This window comes from Cupriavidus pauculus (genome assembly GCF_008693385.1).
GTDB lineage: Bacteria > Pseudomonadota > Gammaproteobacteria > Burkholderiales > Burkholderiaceae > Cupriavidus > Cupriavidus pauculus_D.
Genome location: NZ_CP044065.1, coordinates 3,478,599 through 3,492,381, shown reverse-complemented (window position 1 = coordinate 3,492,381; position 13,783 = coordinate 3,478,599). Strand labels below are relative to the sequence as shown.

Genomic DNA, 13,783 nt, shown 5'->3' with positions numbered 1-13,783 from the left:
AAATCCTGCTTAGCCGGGGTGCCGCGATCAGTAGCGATCGAGGTCGATGTCGATACCCAGCGAGCGGATTTCCTTCACCAGCACGTTGAACGACTCCGGCATGCCGGCATCGATCGAGTGCTCGCCCTTGACGATGTTCTCGTACACCTTGGTACGGCCGTTCACGTCATCGGACTTGACCGTCAGCATTTCCTGCAGCACGTACGACGCGCCGTAGGCTTCCAGTGCCCACACTTCCATCTCACCGAAACGCTGGCCACCGAACTGCGCCTTGCCGCCCAGCGGTTGCTGCGTCACCAGCGAGTACGGACCCGTCGAGCGCGCGTGCATCTTGTCATCGACCAGGTGATGCAGCTTCAGCATGTGCATCACGCCCAGCGTGACCGGACGCTCGAACGCTTCGCCGGTGCGGCCATCGTGCAGCGTGACCTGCTGCTTGGAGGCGGTCAGACCCTTCTCCTTGGCGATGTCTTCCGGATAGGCGAGATCCAGCATGCGGCGGATTTCGTCTTCGTGCGCACCGTCGAACACCGGCGTCGCGAACGGCACGCCCTTCTTCAGGTTCGTGGCCAGTTCGAGCACTTCCGCGTCGGACAGGCTGTCCAGGTCTTCGGCCTTGCCGCTCTCGTTGTAGATCTGAGCAAGCAGCTTGCGCAGTTCCTGGGCCTTCACCTGCGCCTTCAGCATGTTGCCGATGCGCTCGCCCAGACCGCGCGCGGCCCAGCCGAGGTGGGTTTCCAGAATCTGGCCCACGTTCATCCGCGACGGCACGCCCAGCGGGTTCAGCACGATGTCGGCCGGGGTACCGTCCGCCATGTACGGCATGTCTTCGATCGGCGTGATCTTCGACACGACACCCTTGTTACCGTGACGGCCTGCCATCTTGTCGCCAGGCTGCAGGCGGCGCTTGACGGCCAGGTACACCTTGACCATCTTGATCACGCCCGGCGGCAGTTCGTCGCCCTGCGTGAGCTTCTTGCGCTTTTCTTCGAACGCGAGGTCGAACTCGTGGCGCTTCTGCTCGATGGCTTCCTTGACGGCTTCCAGCTGGGCAGCCACTTCCTCGTCGGCCGGACGGATGTCGAACCAGTGGTACTTGTCCAGATCGGCCAGGTACTCGCGCGTCAGCTTGGCGCCCTTGGCCAGCTTCTTCGGACCGCCGTTGACGGTCTTGTCGAGCAGCAGACGCTCCAGACGCTGGAACGCATCGCCTTCCACGATACGCAGCTGGTCGTTCAGGTCCAGGCGGTAGCGCTTCAGTTCGTCGTCGATGATCGACTGGGCGCGCTTGTCGCGCGTCACGCCTTCACGCGTGAAGACCTGGACGTCGATCACGATGCCGCTCATGCCCGACGGCACGCGCAGCGAGGTGTCCTTCACGTCCGATGCCTTCTCGCCGAAGATCGCGCGCAGCAGCTTCTCTTCCGGCGTCAGCTGGGTTTCGCCCTTCGGCGTCACCTTGCCGACCAGCACGTCACCGGCTTCCACTTCGGCGCCGATGTACGTGATGCCCGACTCGTCCAGACGCGCGAGTTGCGCTTCGGCGAGGTTCGAGATGTCGCGCGTGATTTCCTCGGGTCCCAGCTTCGTGTCACGGGCGACGACCGACAGTTCCTCGATGTGGATCGAGGTGTAGCGGTCTTCGGCCACCACGCGTTCGGAGATCAGAATCGAATCTTCGAAGTTGTAGCCGTTCCACGGCATGAACGCCACCAGCATGTTCTGGCCGAGCGCCAGTTCGCCGAGGTCGGTCGACGCACCGTCGGCCACCACGTCGCCGCGGGCCACGATGTCGCCCACCTTGACCATCGGACGCTGGTTGATGTTCGTGTTCTGGTTCGAGCGCGTGTACTTGATCAGGTTGTAGATGTCCACGCCGACTTCACCGGCCACGGCTTCGTCGTCGTTCACACGGATCACGATACGCATCGCATCGACGTAGTCGACCACGCCACCGCGCATCGCCTGGACGGCGGTGCCCGAGTCGACGGCCACGGTACGTTCGATACCGGTACCCACCAGCGGCTTGTCCGGACGCAGGCAAGGCACGGCCTGACGCTGCATGTTCGCGCCCATCAGTGCACGGTTTGCATCGTCGTGCTCGAGGAACGGCACCAGCGAGGCAGCCGCCGACACGATCTGCGACGGCGCCACGTCGATGTACTGCACGCGGTCCGGCGTGACCATACGGGTTTCGCGCTCGGAACCTTCGCGCGCGGAAACCAGTTCGTCGATCAGGTTGCCTTCGGCATCCACGGTCGCGTTGGCCTGGGCCACCACGTACTTGCCTTCCTCGATGGCCGACAGGTAATCCACCTGGTCAGTCAGCTTGCTGTCCACGACCTTGCGGTACGGCGTCTCGAGGAAGCCGTACTCGTTCAGGCGCGCATACAGTGCCAGCGAGTTGATCAGACCGATGTTCGGACCTTCCGGCGTTTCGATCGGGCACACACGGCCATAGTGGGTCGGGTGCACGTCGCGGACTTCAAAGCCCGCGCGTTCGCGCGTCAGACCGCCCGGGCCCAGTGCGGAGACACGACGCTTGTGCGTGATTTCCGACAGCGGGTTGGTCTGGTCCATGAACTGCGACAGCTGCGAAGAACCGAAGAACTCGCGAATCGCCGACGAGATCGGCTTCGAGTTGATCAGATCGTGCGGCATCAGGTTTTCCGTCTCGGCCTGGCCCAGACGTTCCTTGACCGCGCGCTCCACACGCGACAGACCGGCGCGGAACTGGTTTTCGGCCAGTTCGCCCACGCAACGCACACGACGATTGCCCAGGTGATCGATGTCATCGACCTCGCCCTTGCCGTTACGCAGGTTCACGAGGATCTTGATCGTCTCGAGGATGTCCTCGTCCTGCAGCACCATGCTGCCCTCGCCGCTCGGGCGCGACAGACGGCTGTTGACCTTCATGCGGCCAACGCGCGACAGGTCGTACGATTCCTCGCTGTAGAACAGGCGCTGGAACAGCGCTTCCACGGCTTCCTCGGTGGGCGGCTCGCCCGGGCGCATCATGCGATAGATCGCGATACGCGCGGCGGTCTGATCCACGGTCTCGTCCACGCGCAGCGTCTGCGACATGTACGGGCCCTGGTCGAGGTCGTTCGTGTACAGCGTCTGGATTTCCTTGACGCCGGCTTCGCGCAGGTTCTCGAGCAGCGTTTCCGTCAGCTCGTCGTTGGCGTTGGCAATCACCTCACCCGTGTCGGGATCGACGATGTTCTTCGCCAGCACGCGGCCGAGCAGATAGTCTTCCGGCACGCTGATCAGCTTGGTGCCAGCCGAGTCCAGGTCGCGAATGTGCTTCGCGTTGATACGCTTGTCCTTCTCGACGACCACGCGACCGTTCTTGTCGGCGATGTCGAAGCGCGCGACTTCACCGCGCAGGCGCTCGGGCACGAACTCCAGCTGCGCGCCTTCCGACTGCAGCGTGAAGTTGTCGAACACGAAGAAGTGCGCGAGGATCTGTTCGGGCGTGAGGCCGATCGACTTCAGCAGGATCGTCACCGGCATCTTGCGGCGGCGGTCGACGCGGAAGTACAGGATGTCCTTCGGATCGAATTCGAAGTCGAGCCACGAACCGCGGTACGGGATGATCCGTGCCGAGAACAGCAGCTTGCCCGAGCTGTGCGTCTTGCCCTTGTCGTGCTCGAAGAACACGCCAGGCGAACGGTGCAGCTGGGACACGATGACACGCTCGGTGCCGTTGATCACGAACGAGCCGGTCGACGTCATGAGCGGAATCTCGCCCATGTAGACTTCCTGCTCCTTCACTTCCTTCACCTTGCCCGGGTTCTCGCGATCGTTGATGATCAGGCGAACCTTGGCACGAAGCGCCGAGTGGAACGTCAGGCCACGCTGCTGGCACTCCTTGACGTCGAACGGCGGGTTGGACAGGTGATACGAAACGAATTCCATACGGGCAAGCCCGTTATGGGACGAAATGGGGAAGATCGCGTTGAAAGCAGCCTGCAACCCCTCGCTCTTGCGGCGTGCGGCAGCGGTATCCGCTTGCAGGAACTGGGTGTAGGATTCAATCTGAGTGGCAAGCAGGAATGGAACCTGATGGACCGTCGCGCGCTTCGCAAACGATTTGCGAATGCGCTTCTTTTCGGTGAAGCTGTACGCCATGGGATCTCCGAATCATCGCAGGGCAGGTGGACCTGTCCTACCCTGAGGTGTTCAGCGACTGGGAGGGGATTTGGCGGTTGGCCGCTACCAACCTCTGGCTGACGGTGTCCGCACGCTGCGGGCGGTGTGGTCATTGCATCGGCGCAATGCCTGTACTCGCCCGGGGGACACCCGACCAAACTTGTCTTCTGCAGTCGGTTCAGAAGACAAACATCAGCAACCACCTAGTGTGCCACTGATGTTTGGCTTCTGCTGCGGCAAGATCGAATCTTCGCCGTCGCAGTACCTGTTAAATCACATTCTTGCGCATTCCGCGCCGCCGAAGCCTTCCGACGAACGTTTCGGGTGCCGCATCAAACACACCCCACAGAAGCGCAAAAAGGCTGGCGCCGGGATTCCCCTTTGCCAGCCCTGATGGCGTGCCTGAGGGCACGCGCATACCACTTACTTGACTTCGACCTTCGCGCCGGCGTCTTCCAGCTTCTTCTTGGCCTCGTCGGCAGCAGCCTTGTCCACGCCTTCCTTGACGGGCTTCGGTGCGCCATCGACCAGGTCCTTGGCTTCCTTCAGGCCCAGACCGGTGATTTCGCGAACGGCCTTGATCACGCCAACCTTGTTTGCGCCGACTTCGGCCAGAACAACGTTGAACTCGGTCTTTTCTTCAGCAGCGGCAGCGCCACCACCAGCGCCCGGAGCGGCGGCAACAGCCATCGCAGCAGCGGACACGCCAAACTTCTCTTCGAACGCCTTGACCAGGTCGTTCAGTTCCATCACGGACATCGCGCCTACGGCTTCGAGGATGTCGTCTTTGGTGATTGCCATTTGGAATTACTCCTAGATGTGATTCGGTATCGGTATTGCGATCTGTCTATGCGAGACGACGCGAAGCTCAGGCTGCGTCCGCGGGAGCCGCTTCGGCCTCCGCAGGTGCGCCTTCTGCCTTCTTGGCAGCCACTGCAGCCAGCAGACGGGCGAAGCCCGACACCGGTGCCTGCATGACGCCAAGCAGCTGAGCCAGCAGCTGGTCGCGGCTCGGGATCGAAGCCAGCGCCTTGACGGCGTTAGCATCGAGGACCTTGCCGTCGAACGAACCTGCACGCAGAACCAGCTTGTCGTTGGTCTTGGCAAAGTCGTTCAGAACCTTGGCCGGAGCGACTGCATCTGCGGAAATACCGTAGATCAGCGGACCGGTCATCTGCTCTGCGAGGCCAGCGAACGGCGTACCTTCCACAGCGCGGCGGGCCAGCGTGTTCTTCAGAACGCGCAGGTACACACCTTGCTGGCGGGCGGTAGCACGCAGCTTGGTCAGATCGCCAACCGTGATGCCGCGATATTCGGCGACGACGATGGTCTGGGCGGCGGCGACTTGCGCCGATACCTCAGCAACGACGGCCTTCTTATCTTCAATATTGAGTGGCACGGTTAAGCTCCAAAACGATGCGGTGTCGAATCCACGATCCAACGTCACGCATCAGTCCAAACGAACGGCGTCCGATTGAACCGAATCACCCGGTTGCCCGGATCCTTCAATTCCTTCGGGTTCGCCATCTGCGCTGGCGGGTCGGATCAGGGCGTTTCACGCCCAGCCTTCCGATTAAGTCCACGAGGCCAACCTGCGCCCGCGGACACCAGCGGTCTTTGATAACCAGCGGAGCGAGCTCCACTGCCCAAAGCCTTGCCCCCTGCCCTTCCGGGCCCGGGGCCGATCCCGCGCGAAGCGGGATCTCTCATTTCTGTCCAACCGGCGTTATCGGGTTCCGGTCAGCGACTGCCAGCAGCGATCAGGCTGCCAGCGAAGCCTGGTCAACGCGCACGCCAACGCCCATCGTGGACGACACGGCGATCTTGCGCAGGTACACGCCCTTGCTCGTGGCCGGCTTGGCCTTCACCAGCGCGTCCAGCAGCGCGGCGAGGTTGCTCTTCAGCGCGGTGTCTTCGAACGAACGACGACCGATGGTGGCGTGGATGATACCGGCCTTGTCCACACGGAATTGCACCTGACCGGCCTTGGCGTTCTTCACAGCCTGGGCCACGTCCGGCGTCACCGTGCCGACCTTCGGGTTCGGCATCAGGCCACGCGGGCCGAGGATCTGGCCCAGCGTACCGACGATACGCATCGTGTCCGGCGAAGCGATCACGACGTCGAAGTTCAGGTTACCGGCCTTGACTTGCTCGGCCAGGTCTTCCATGCCGACCACGTCGGCGCCAGCGTCCTTGGCGGCTTGTGCCTTGTCGCCCTGGGCGAACACAGCCACGCGCACCGACTTGCCGGTACCGGCCGGCAGCACCACGGAACCGCGAACCACCTGGTCCGACTTCTTCGCATCGATGCCCAGTTGCACGGCCACGTCGATCGACTCGTCGAACTTGGCGGTGGCAGCACCCTTCACCAGGCCCAGAGCCTCGTCGATCGCGTAGAACTTGGTGCGCTCGATCTTCGCCTTGTTGGCGGCGACGCGCTTCGAAACCTTAGCCATTTACAGACCCTCCACGGTGATGCCCATCGAACGTGCCGAGCCGGCGATCGTGCGAACGGCTGCGTCCAGATCGGCAGCGGTCAGATCGGCGTTCTTGGCCTTGGCGATTTCTTCAGCCTGGGCGCGGGTGATCTTGCCCACCTTGTCGGTGTGCGGCTTCGGCGAGCCCTTGGTCACGCCGGCTGCCTTCTTGATCAGCACGGTCGCGGGGGGCGACTTCATCACGAACGTGAAGCTCTTGTCGGCGAAGGCGGTAATCACCACCGGCACCGGCAGACCAGGTTCCATGCCCTGGGTCTGGGCGTTGAACGCCTTGCAGAACTCCATGATGTTCAGACCACGCTGACCCAGTGCGGGACCAACGGGCGGGGAGGGATTCGCCTTACCAGCCGGAATTTGCAGCTTGATAAAGCCAACGATCTTCTTGGCCATCTTTACTCCATACGGATCTTCCGTTCACGGAACGATCCAGTTGAGTCATAACGCGCTGTCGCCACGCCTGGCGTGACCTCACGCTCCTCTTTGGATCCGGCACGTGGCCGGATCATCCCGTCGCTTCCCTTTCGGGTCGCGCCGGGCAAAGCTCCTTACACCTTCTCGACCTGGCCGAACTCGAGCTCGACCGGCGTCGCGCGTCCGAAGATCGTGACCGAGACGCGCAGACGCGACTTCTCGTAGTTCACTTCCTCGACGTTGCCGTTGAAGTCGGTGAACGGGCCGTCCTTGACGCGCACCATTTCGCCCACTTCGAACAGCGTCTTGGGACGCGGCTTCTCGACCCCTTCCTGCATCTGGGTCATGATCTTGTCGACTTCCCGCTGGGAAATCGGGCTCGGGCGATTACGCGCCCCGCCCACGAAACCGGTGACCTTGCTCGTGTTCTTCACGAGGTGCCACGTCTCGTCGGTCATTTCCATTTCCACGAGCACGTAGCCCGGGAAGAAACGACGCTCGGTCACCGACTTGTGACCGCCTTTGATCTCGACAACTTCTTCCGACGGCACGAGGATGCGACCAAACTTGTCCTGCATCTCGGCGCGATCGATGCGCTCCTGCAGCGCGCGCTGCACGCTCTTTTCCATGCCGGAATAAGCATGCACGACATACCAGCGCTTCTTCGACGAAGGCGATTCCGCGGCGGTGGTTTCCTGCTGGGCGTTATCCGTCATGTGCTACCTCTTATTTCCAGCCAAGAACGAGCGAGAAGATCACCCATTCGATCAGCTTGTCGGCCGACCACAGGAACAGCGCCATGACAACGACGAAGACGAACACCAGTCCCGTCATCTGACCTGCTTCCTTGCGCGTCGGCCATACGACCTTGCGAACTTCCCGATACGATTCCTTGGCGAATCCAACGAAGTCCTTGCCGGGGGCGGAGACCAGCGCGACGACGACGCCGAGCGCGAGCCCGGCGAACAGCGCAGCACCACGCACGTAGGCCGGCTGCTGCGCCAGCACGTAGAATCCGATGACTCCGGCAACCACCAGCAGCACCGCCACCGCGAGCAGCCACTTGCCGCTCGAGGCACCTACGGTTTCGACATTGGGATTGGCCATGTTTCGCAAACGAGACTAAGCCGCGTCGCGATTGCTCCTCGCGACGCGGCTGATTGAATTGGCAGGGGCAGAGGGAATCGAACCCCCAACCTTCGGTTTTGGAGACCGACGCTCTGCCAGTTGAGCTATACCCCTAAAACAACTGCGGGGTCGGCACCAGGCCAACCCCTCTGGCAAACGAACGCGACCGGTTGGTATCGCGTTCGCCAGTGATACTGCTTAGTCGAGGATCTTTGCCACGACGCCGGCGCCGACGGTACGGCCACCTTCGCGGATAGCGAAGCGCAGACCTTCTTCCATGGCGATCGGGGCGATCAGCTTGACCGTGATCGACACGTTGTCACCCGGCATGACCATTTCCTTGTCCTTCGGCAGCTCGATCGAGCCGGTCACGTCGGTCGTACGGAAGTAGAACTGCGGGCGGTAGTTGTTGAAGAACGGCGTGTGACGGCCACCTTCGTCCTTCGACAGAATGTAGACCTCACCCGTGAAGTGCGTGTGCGGCTTGATCGAGCCCGGCTTGCACAGAACTTGACCACGCTCCACGTCTTCGCGCTTCGTGCCGCGCAGCAGCAGACCCACGTTGTCGCCAGCCTGACCCTGGTCCAGCAGCTTGCGGAACATTTCCACGCCCGTGCAGGTCGTCTTCACCGTCGGGCGGATACCCACGATTTCGATTTCTTCGCCGACCTTCACCACGCCGCGCTCGATACGACCCGTCACCACGGTACCGCGGCCCGAGATCGAGAACACGTCTTCCACCGGCATCAGGAACGTACCGTCAACCGCGCGCTCCGGCGTCGGGATGTACGTGTCCAGCGCGTCGGCCAGGTTCATGATCGCCACTTCGCCCAGCTCGCCCTTGTCGCCTTCCAGCGCCAGCTTGGCCGAACCCTTGATGATCGGCGTGTCGTCGCCCGGGAAGTCGTACTTCGACAGCAGCTCGCGCACTTCCATTTCCACCAGCTCGAGCAGCTCGGCGTCGTCCACCATGTCGCACTTGTTCAGGAACACGATGATGTACGGCACACCAACCTGGCGCGCCAGCAGGATGTGCTCGCGCGTCTGCGGCATCGGGCCGTCAGCGGCCGAGCACACCAGGATCGCGCCGTCCATCTGCGCCGCACCCGTGATCATGTTCTTCACATAGTCAGCGTGGCCCGGGCAGTCAACGTGGGCGTAGTGGCGGTTCGCCGTTTCGTACTCCACGTGTGCCGTGTTGATCGTGATACCACGTGCCTTCTCTTCCGGCGCCGCGTCGATTTCGTCGTACTTCTTTGCCGAGCCGCCGAACTTCGAAGCCAGCACCGTGGCGATTGCCGCCGTCAGCGTCGTCTTGCCATGGTCAACGTGACCAATCGTGCCAACGTTCACGTGCGGCTTGGTCCGTTCGAACTTTTCCTTTGCCATTTCGCGACTCCTGTCTCGGTAGCAACTGCCAGTGCGGGTATTTGGTGCCCATGGGCAGGATCGAACTGCCGACCTCTCCCTTACCAAGGGAGTGCTCTACCACTGAGCCACATGGGCGAAACTTGGAACTACTTCGCTGACGGCAACCGCGACGCTGGAGCGGGTGAAGGGAATCGAACCCTCGTCGTAAGCTTGGAAGGCTTCTGCTCTACCATTGAGCTACACCCGCCCGGGCTACTTCCTGCTTCACACCGGCTAAGCCGGGTTGCTGTCTTGCATTCTGGTGGAGAGGGCTGGATTCGAACCAGCGTAGGCGTAAGCCAACAGATTTACAGTCTGCCCCCTTTAGCCACTCGGGCACCTCTCCGCAGAGAACTTGAGATTATGGTGAATCTGGCCAAGACTGTCAAGCACTTCGCCCTGAAACCTTACAGGCGGAGGCTTTGCGGTAAGTCTTGTCAGACTGCCTGCCGCGGCAAGAAACGCCGCAGAAGCGAACCACAACCGACGCGATGAACATCACGCTCTCACCCTATAGGGGCGCCGCCAGGGCGCTGAAAGCAGCGTAACGATCTCATCGCGGCACGATCGCACCGTCGATCGCACCAAAAACAAAACCCCTCAGCGGAGTGCGCTGAGGGGTTCTGAGCATAAGAGCCTGGCGATGACCTACTTTCACACGGGTAATCCGCACTATCATCGGCGCGGAGTTGTTTCACGGTCCTGTTCGGGATGGGAAGGGGTGGTTCCAACTCGCTATGGTCACCAGGCATAAGGGGTTGTCACGCTGACCGGAGGTCAGCGTGACGAATCTGGGTGTAGTAAAGGGGGTTGTGTCGTATATGGCCGGCACATTAGCGGAACGCTATCACCAGGCAAGACACACTGGTTATAGGATCAAGCCTTACGGGCAATTAGTACTGGTTAGCTTAACGCATTACTGCGCTTCCACACCCAGCCTATCAACGTCCTGGTCTCGAACGACCCTTCAAGGAGGTCAAGCCTCCAGGGAATCCTCATCTTCAGGCGAGTTTCCCGCTTAGATGCTTTCAGCGGTTATCTCTTCCGTACATAGCTACCCTGCGATGCCTCTGGCGAGACAACAGGTACACCAGCGGTACGTCCACTCCGGTCCTCTCGTACTAGGAGCAGCCCCCGTCAAGATTCCAACGCCCACGGCAGATAGGGACCAAACTGTCTCACGACGTTTTAAACCCAGCTCACGTACCTCTTTAAATGGCGAACAGCCATACCCTTGGGACCGGCTACAGCCCCAGGATGAGATGAGCCGACATCGAGGTGCCAAACACCGCCGTCGATATGAACTCTTGGGCGGTATCAGCCTGTTATCCCCAGAGTACCTTTTATCCGTTGAGCGATGGCCCTTCCATTCAGAACCACCGGATCACTATGTCCTGCTTTCGCACCTGCTCGACTTGTCGGTCTCGCAGTTAAGCACGCTTTTGCCATTGCACTTTAGGTACGATGTCCGACCGTACCAAGCGTACCTTCGAACTCCTCCGTTACACTTTGGGAGGAGACCGCCCCAGTCAAACTGCCTACCATGCACTGTCCCCGACCCGGATTCACGGGCCAAGGTTAGAACCTCAAACAAACCAGGGTGGTATTTCAAGGACGGCTCCACGTGAACTAGCGTCCACGCTTCAAAGCCTCCCACCTATCCTACACAGATCGGTTCAAAGTCCAATGCAAAGCTACAGTAAAGGTTCATGGGGTCTTTCCGTCTAGCCGCGGGGAGATTGCATCATCACAAACACTTCAACTTCGCTGAGTCTCGGGAGGAGACAGTGTGGCCATCGTTACGCCATTCGTGCAGGTCGGAACTTACCCGACAAGGAATTTCGCTACCTTAGGACCGTTATAGTTACGGCCGCCGTTTACCGGGACTTCAATCAAGAGCTTGCACCCCATCATTTAATCTTCCGGCACCGGGCAGGCGTCACACCCTATACGTCCACTTTCGTGTTTGCAGAGTGCTGTGTTTTTATTAAACAGTCGCAGCCACCATTTTATTGCAACCCCTTCACCCTTCTGGCGCAGGCCAGTCAAGCTACCAGGGCGTACCTTATCCCGAAGTTACGGTACCAATTTGCCGAGTTCCTTCTCCCGAGTTCTCTCAAGCGCCTTAGAATACTCATCTCGCCCACCTGTGTCGGTTTGCGGTACGGTCTCGTATGACTGAAGCTTAGAGGCTTTTCTTGGAACCACTTCCGATTGCTTCGCAGCATAAAGCCGCTCGCCCCACACTCTTGAATTCCGCGCCCGGATTTGCCTAAGCGCCTTCTCCAATGCAGGGACCGGGACTTCCAACACCCGGACAACCTTCCGCGATCCGTCCCCCCATCGCATCATACGACGGTGCAGGAATATTAACCTGCTTCCCATCAGCTACGCATCTCTGCCTCGCCTTAGGGGCCGACTCACCCTACGCCGATGAACGTTGCGTAGGAAACCTTGGGCTTACGGCGAGGGGGCCTTTCACCCCCTTTATCGCTACTCATGTCAGCATTCGCACTTCTGATACCTCCAGCATCCTTTACAAGACACCTTCACAGGCTTACAGAACGCTCTCCTACCACGCGCTTGCGCGCGTCCGCAGCTTCGGTGACTGGCTTAGCCCCGTTACATCTTCCGCGCAGGACGACTCGATCAGTGAGCTATTACGCTTTCTTTAAAGGGTGGCTGCTTCTAAGCCAACCTCCTGACTGTTTTAGCCTTCCCACTTCGTTTCCCACTTAGCCAATCTTGGGGACCTTAGCTGGCGGTCTGGGTTGTTTCCCTCTTGACACCGGACGTTAGCACCCGATGTCTGTCTCCCGTGATTGCACTCTTCGGTATTCGGAGTTTGCTATGGCGGGGTAATCAGCAATAGACCCCCCAACCATGACAGTGCTCTACCCCCGAAGGTGAGACACGAGGCACTACCTAAATAGTTTTCGGAGAGAACCAGCTATTTCCAGATTTGTTTAGCCTTTCACCCCTATCCACAGCTCATCCCCTAATTTTTCAACATTAGTGGGTTCGGTCCTCCAGTACGTGTTACCGCACCTTCAACCTGGCCATGGATAGATCATCTGGTTTCGGGTCTACACCCAGCGACTCAACGCCCTGTTCGGACTCGCTTTCGCTACGCCTTCCCTAATCGGTTAAGCTTGCCACTGAATGTAAGTCGCTGACCCATTATACAAAAGGTACGCCGTCACCCGTTTCCAGGCTCCGACTGTTTGTATGCATGCGGTTTCAGGATCTATTTCACTCCCCTCCCGGGGTTCTTTTCGCCTTTCCCTCACGGTACTGGTTCACTATCGGTCGATCACGAGTATTTAGCCTTGGAGGATGGTCCCCCCATCTTCAGACAGGATTTCACGTGTCCCGCCCTACTTGTCGTACACCTAGTTCCACAATCGTGTTTTCGCATACAGGGCTATCACCTGCTATGGCCGGGCTTTCCATCCCGTTCTGCTAACACCACTGCTAAAGAGTACAAGGCTCTTCCCATTTCGTTCGCCACTACTTTGGGAATCTCGGTTGATTTCTGTTCCTGCAGCTACTTAGATGTTTCAGTTCGCCGCGTTCGCTTCCCTTGCCTATGTATTCAGCAAGGGATGACCCATTCGGGCCGGGTTTCCCCATTCGGACATCTCCGGATCAAAGCTTGTTTGCCAGCTCCCCGAAGCTTTTCGCAGGCTACCGCGTCCTTCATCGCCTGTGATCGCCAAGGCATCCACCACATGCACTTGTTCGCTTGACCCTATAACGAGTGTGTCTCAAGGACACTGCTCACCATAGGTTCTGAGTTCTCGCGTTTGTGCCGTATTCCAAGTCATCTTTCGATCACTGGATTACATTTGGTTGATACAATCACAACCCGGTATCGCGTTGGGTAATTCAGCGTCTCATCAACGCTTCGCGACACCTTTACTACATCCCATATTGTTAAAGAACAGCCGATCAGACTTCGTCTGAACGATCTTGGCAAAGCCAAATGAAAGCACTCAGTCTTAAGTGCTTTCATTTGGCGACCAATCCAAGGTAGTGGTGGAGGATGACGGGATCGAACCGACGACCCCCTGCTTGCAAAGCAGGTGCTCTCCCAGCTGAGCTAATCCCCCGTCGCTAATCCACAATAACCGGCGCGATACTTTGTCGCTCGGCTGCTTACATAGCTTCCGCTATGCTGC

8 protein-coding genes, 5 tRNA genes and 2 rRNA genes are annotated in these 13,783 nt (G+C 59.7%); all 15 read right to left on the bottom strand.

Going from position 1 to position 13,783, the window contains the following annotated elements:
* Positions 1-27: 27 nt before the first annotated feature.
* Positions 28-4,134, bottom strand: a complete 4,107-nt coding sequence (rpoB, locus tag FOB72_RS16010; protein WP_150373505.1) for a DNA-directed RNA polymerase subunit beta — start codon at positions 4,132-4,134, stop codon at positions 28-30.
* Between the two features lie 444 nt (positions 4,135-4,578).
* A complete protein-coding gene (gene rplL / locus FOB72_RS16005; RefSeq protein ID WP_109585073.1) occupies positions 4,579-4,956 on the bottom strand; it encodes a 50S ribosomal protein L7/L12 in 378 nt (125 codons plus the stop codon).
* A 67-nt stretch (positions 4,957-5,023) separates the two neighbouring features.
* Positions 5,024-5,554 carry a 50S ribosomal protein L10 gene (gene rplJ, locus FOB72_RS16000; protein WP_150373504.1) on the bottom strand — a complete coding sequence of 177 codons (531 nt, stop codon included), beginning with the start codon at positions 5,552-5,554 and terminating at the stop codon, positions 5,024-5,026.
* Positions 5,555-5,915: 361 nt separating this feature from the next.
* On the bottom strand, positions 5,916-6,611 hold the full coding sequence (rplA, locus tag FOB72_RS15995) for a 50S ribosomal protein L1 (protein ID WP_109585071.1): 696 nt from the start codon (positions 6,609-6,611) through the stop codon (positions 5,916-5,918).
* Positions 6,612-7,043: a 50S ribosomal protein L11 gene (gene rplK, locus FOB72_RS15990; protein ID WP_109585070.1), complete on the bottom strand. Its 432-nt coding sequence runs from the start codon at positions 7,041-7,043 to the stop codon at positions 6,612-6,614.
* A 155-nt stretch (positions 7,044-7,198) separates the two neighbouring features.
* Positions 7,199-7,780: a transcription termination/antitermination protein NusG gene (gene nusG / locus FOB72_RS15985; RefSeq protein WP_109585069.1), complete on the bottom strand. Its 582-nt coding sequence runs from the start codon at positions 7,778-7,780 to the stop codon at positions 7,199-7,201.
* Between the two features lie 10 nt (positions 7,781-7,790).
* The gene (gene secE, locus FOB72_RS15980; protein WP_150373503.1) at positions 7,791-8,171 is read right to left on the bottom strand and encodes a preprotein translocase subunit SecE; all 381 of its coding nucleotides are present in this window, start codon (positions 8,169-8,171) and stop codon (positions 7,791-7,793) included.
* A gap of 59 nt (positions 8,172-8,230) precedes the next feature.
* Positions 8,231-8,306, bottom strand: a tRNA-Trp gene (locus tag FOB72_RS15975).
* 84 nt (positions 8,307-8,390) lie between these two features.
* Complete coding sequence (tuf, locus tag FOB72_RS15970) at positions 8,391-9,581, bottom strand: elongation factor Tu (protein WP_150373502.1); 1,191 nt, start codon at positions 9,579-9,581, stop codon at positions 8,391-8,393.
* A gap of 42 nt (positions 9,582-9,623) precedes the next feature.
* Positions 9,624-9,698: transfer RNA gene (locus FOB72_RS15965), tRNA-Thr, on the bottom strand.
* Positions 9,699-9,736: 38 nt separating this feature from the next.
* Positions 9,737-9,810 (bottom strand) — tRNA-Gly (locus FOB72_RS15960).
* Positions 9,811-9,862: 52 nt separating this feature from the next.
* Positions 9,863-9,948, bottom strand: a tRNA-Tyr gene (locus FOB72_RS15955).
* Positions 9,949-10,237: 289 nt separating this feature from the next.
* A 5S ribosomal RNA gene (rrf, locus tag FOB72_RS15950) occupies positions 10,238-10,351 on the bottom strand.
* 123 nt (positions 10,352-10,474) lie between these two features.
* Positions 10,475-13,353 (bottom strand): 23S ribosomal RNA (locus tag FOB72_RS15945).
* Positions 13,354-13,638: 285 nt separating this feature from the next.
* Positions 13,639-13,714, bottom strand: a tRNA-Ala gene (locus FOB72_RS15940).
* Between the last annotated feature and the right edge of the window lie 69 nt (positions 13,715-13,783).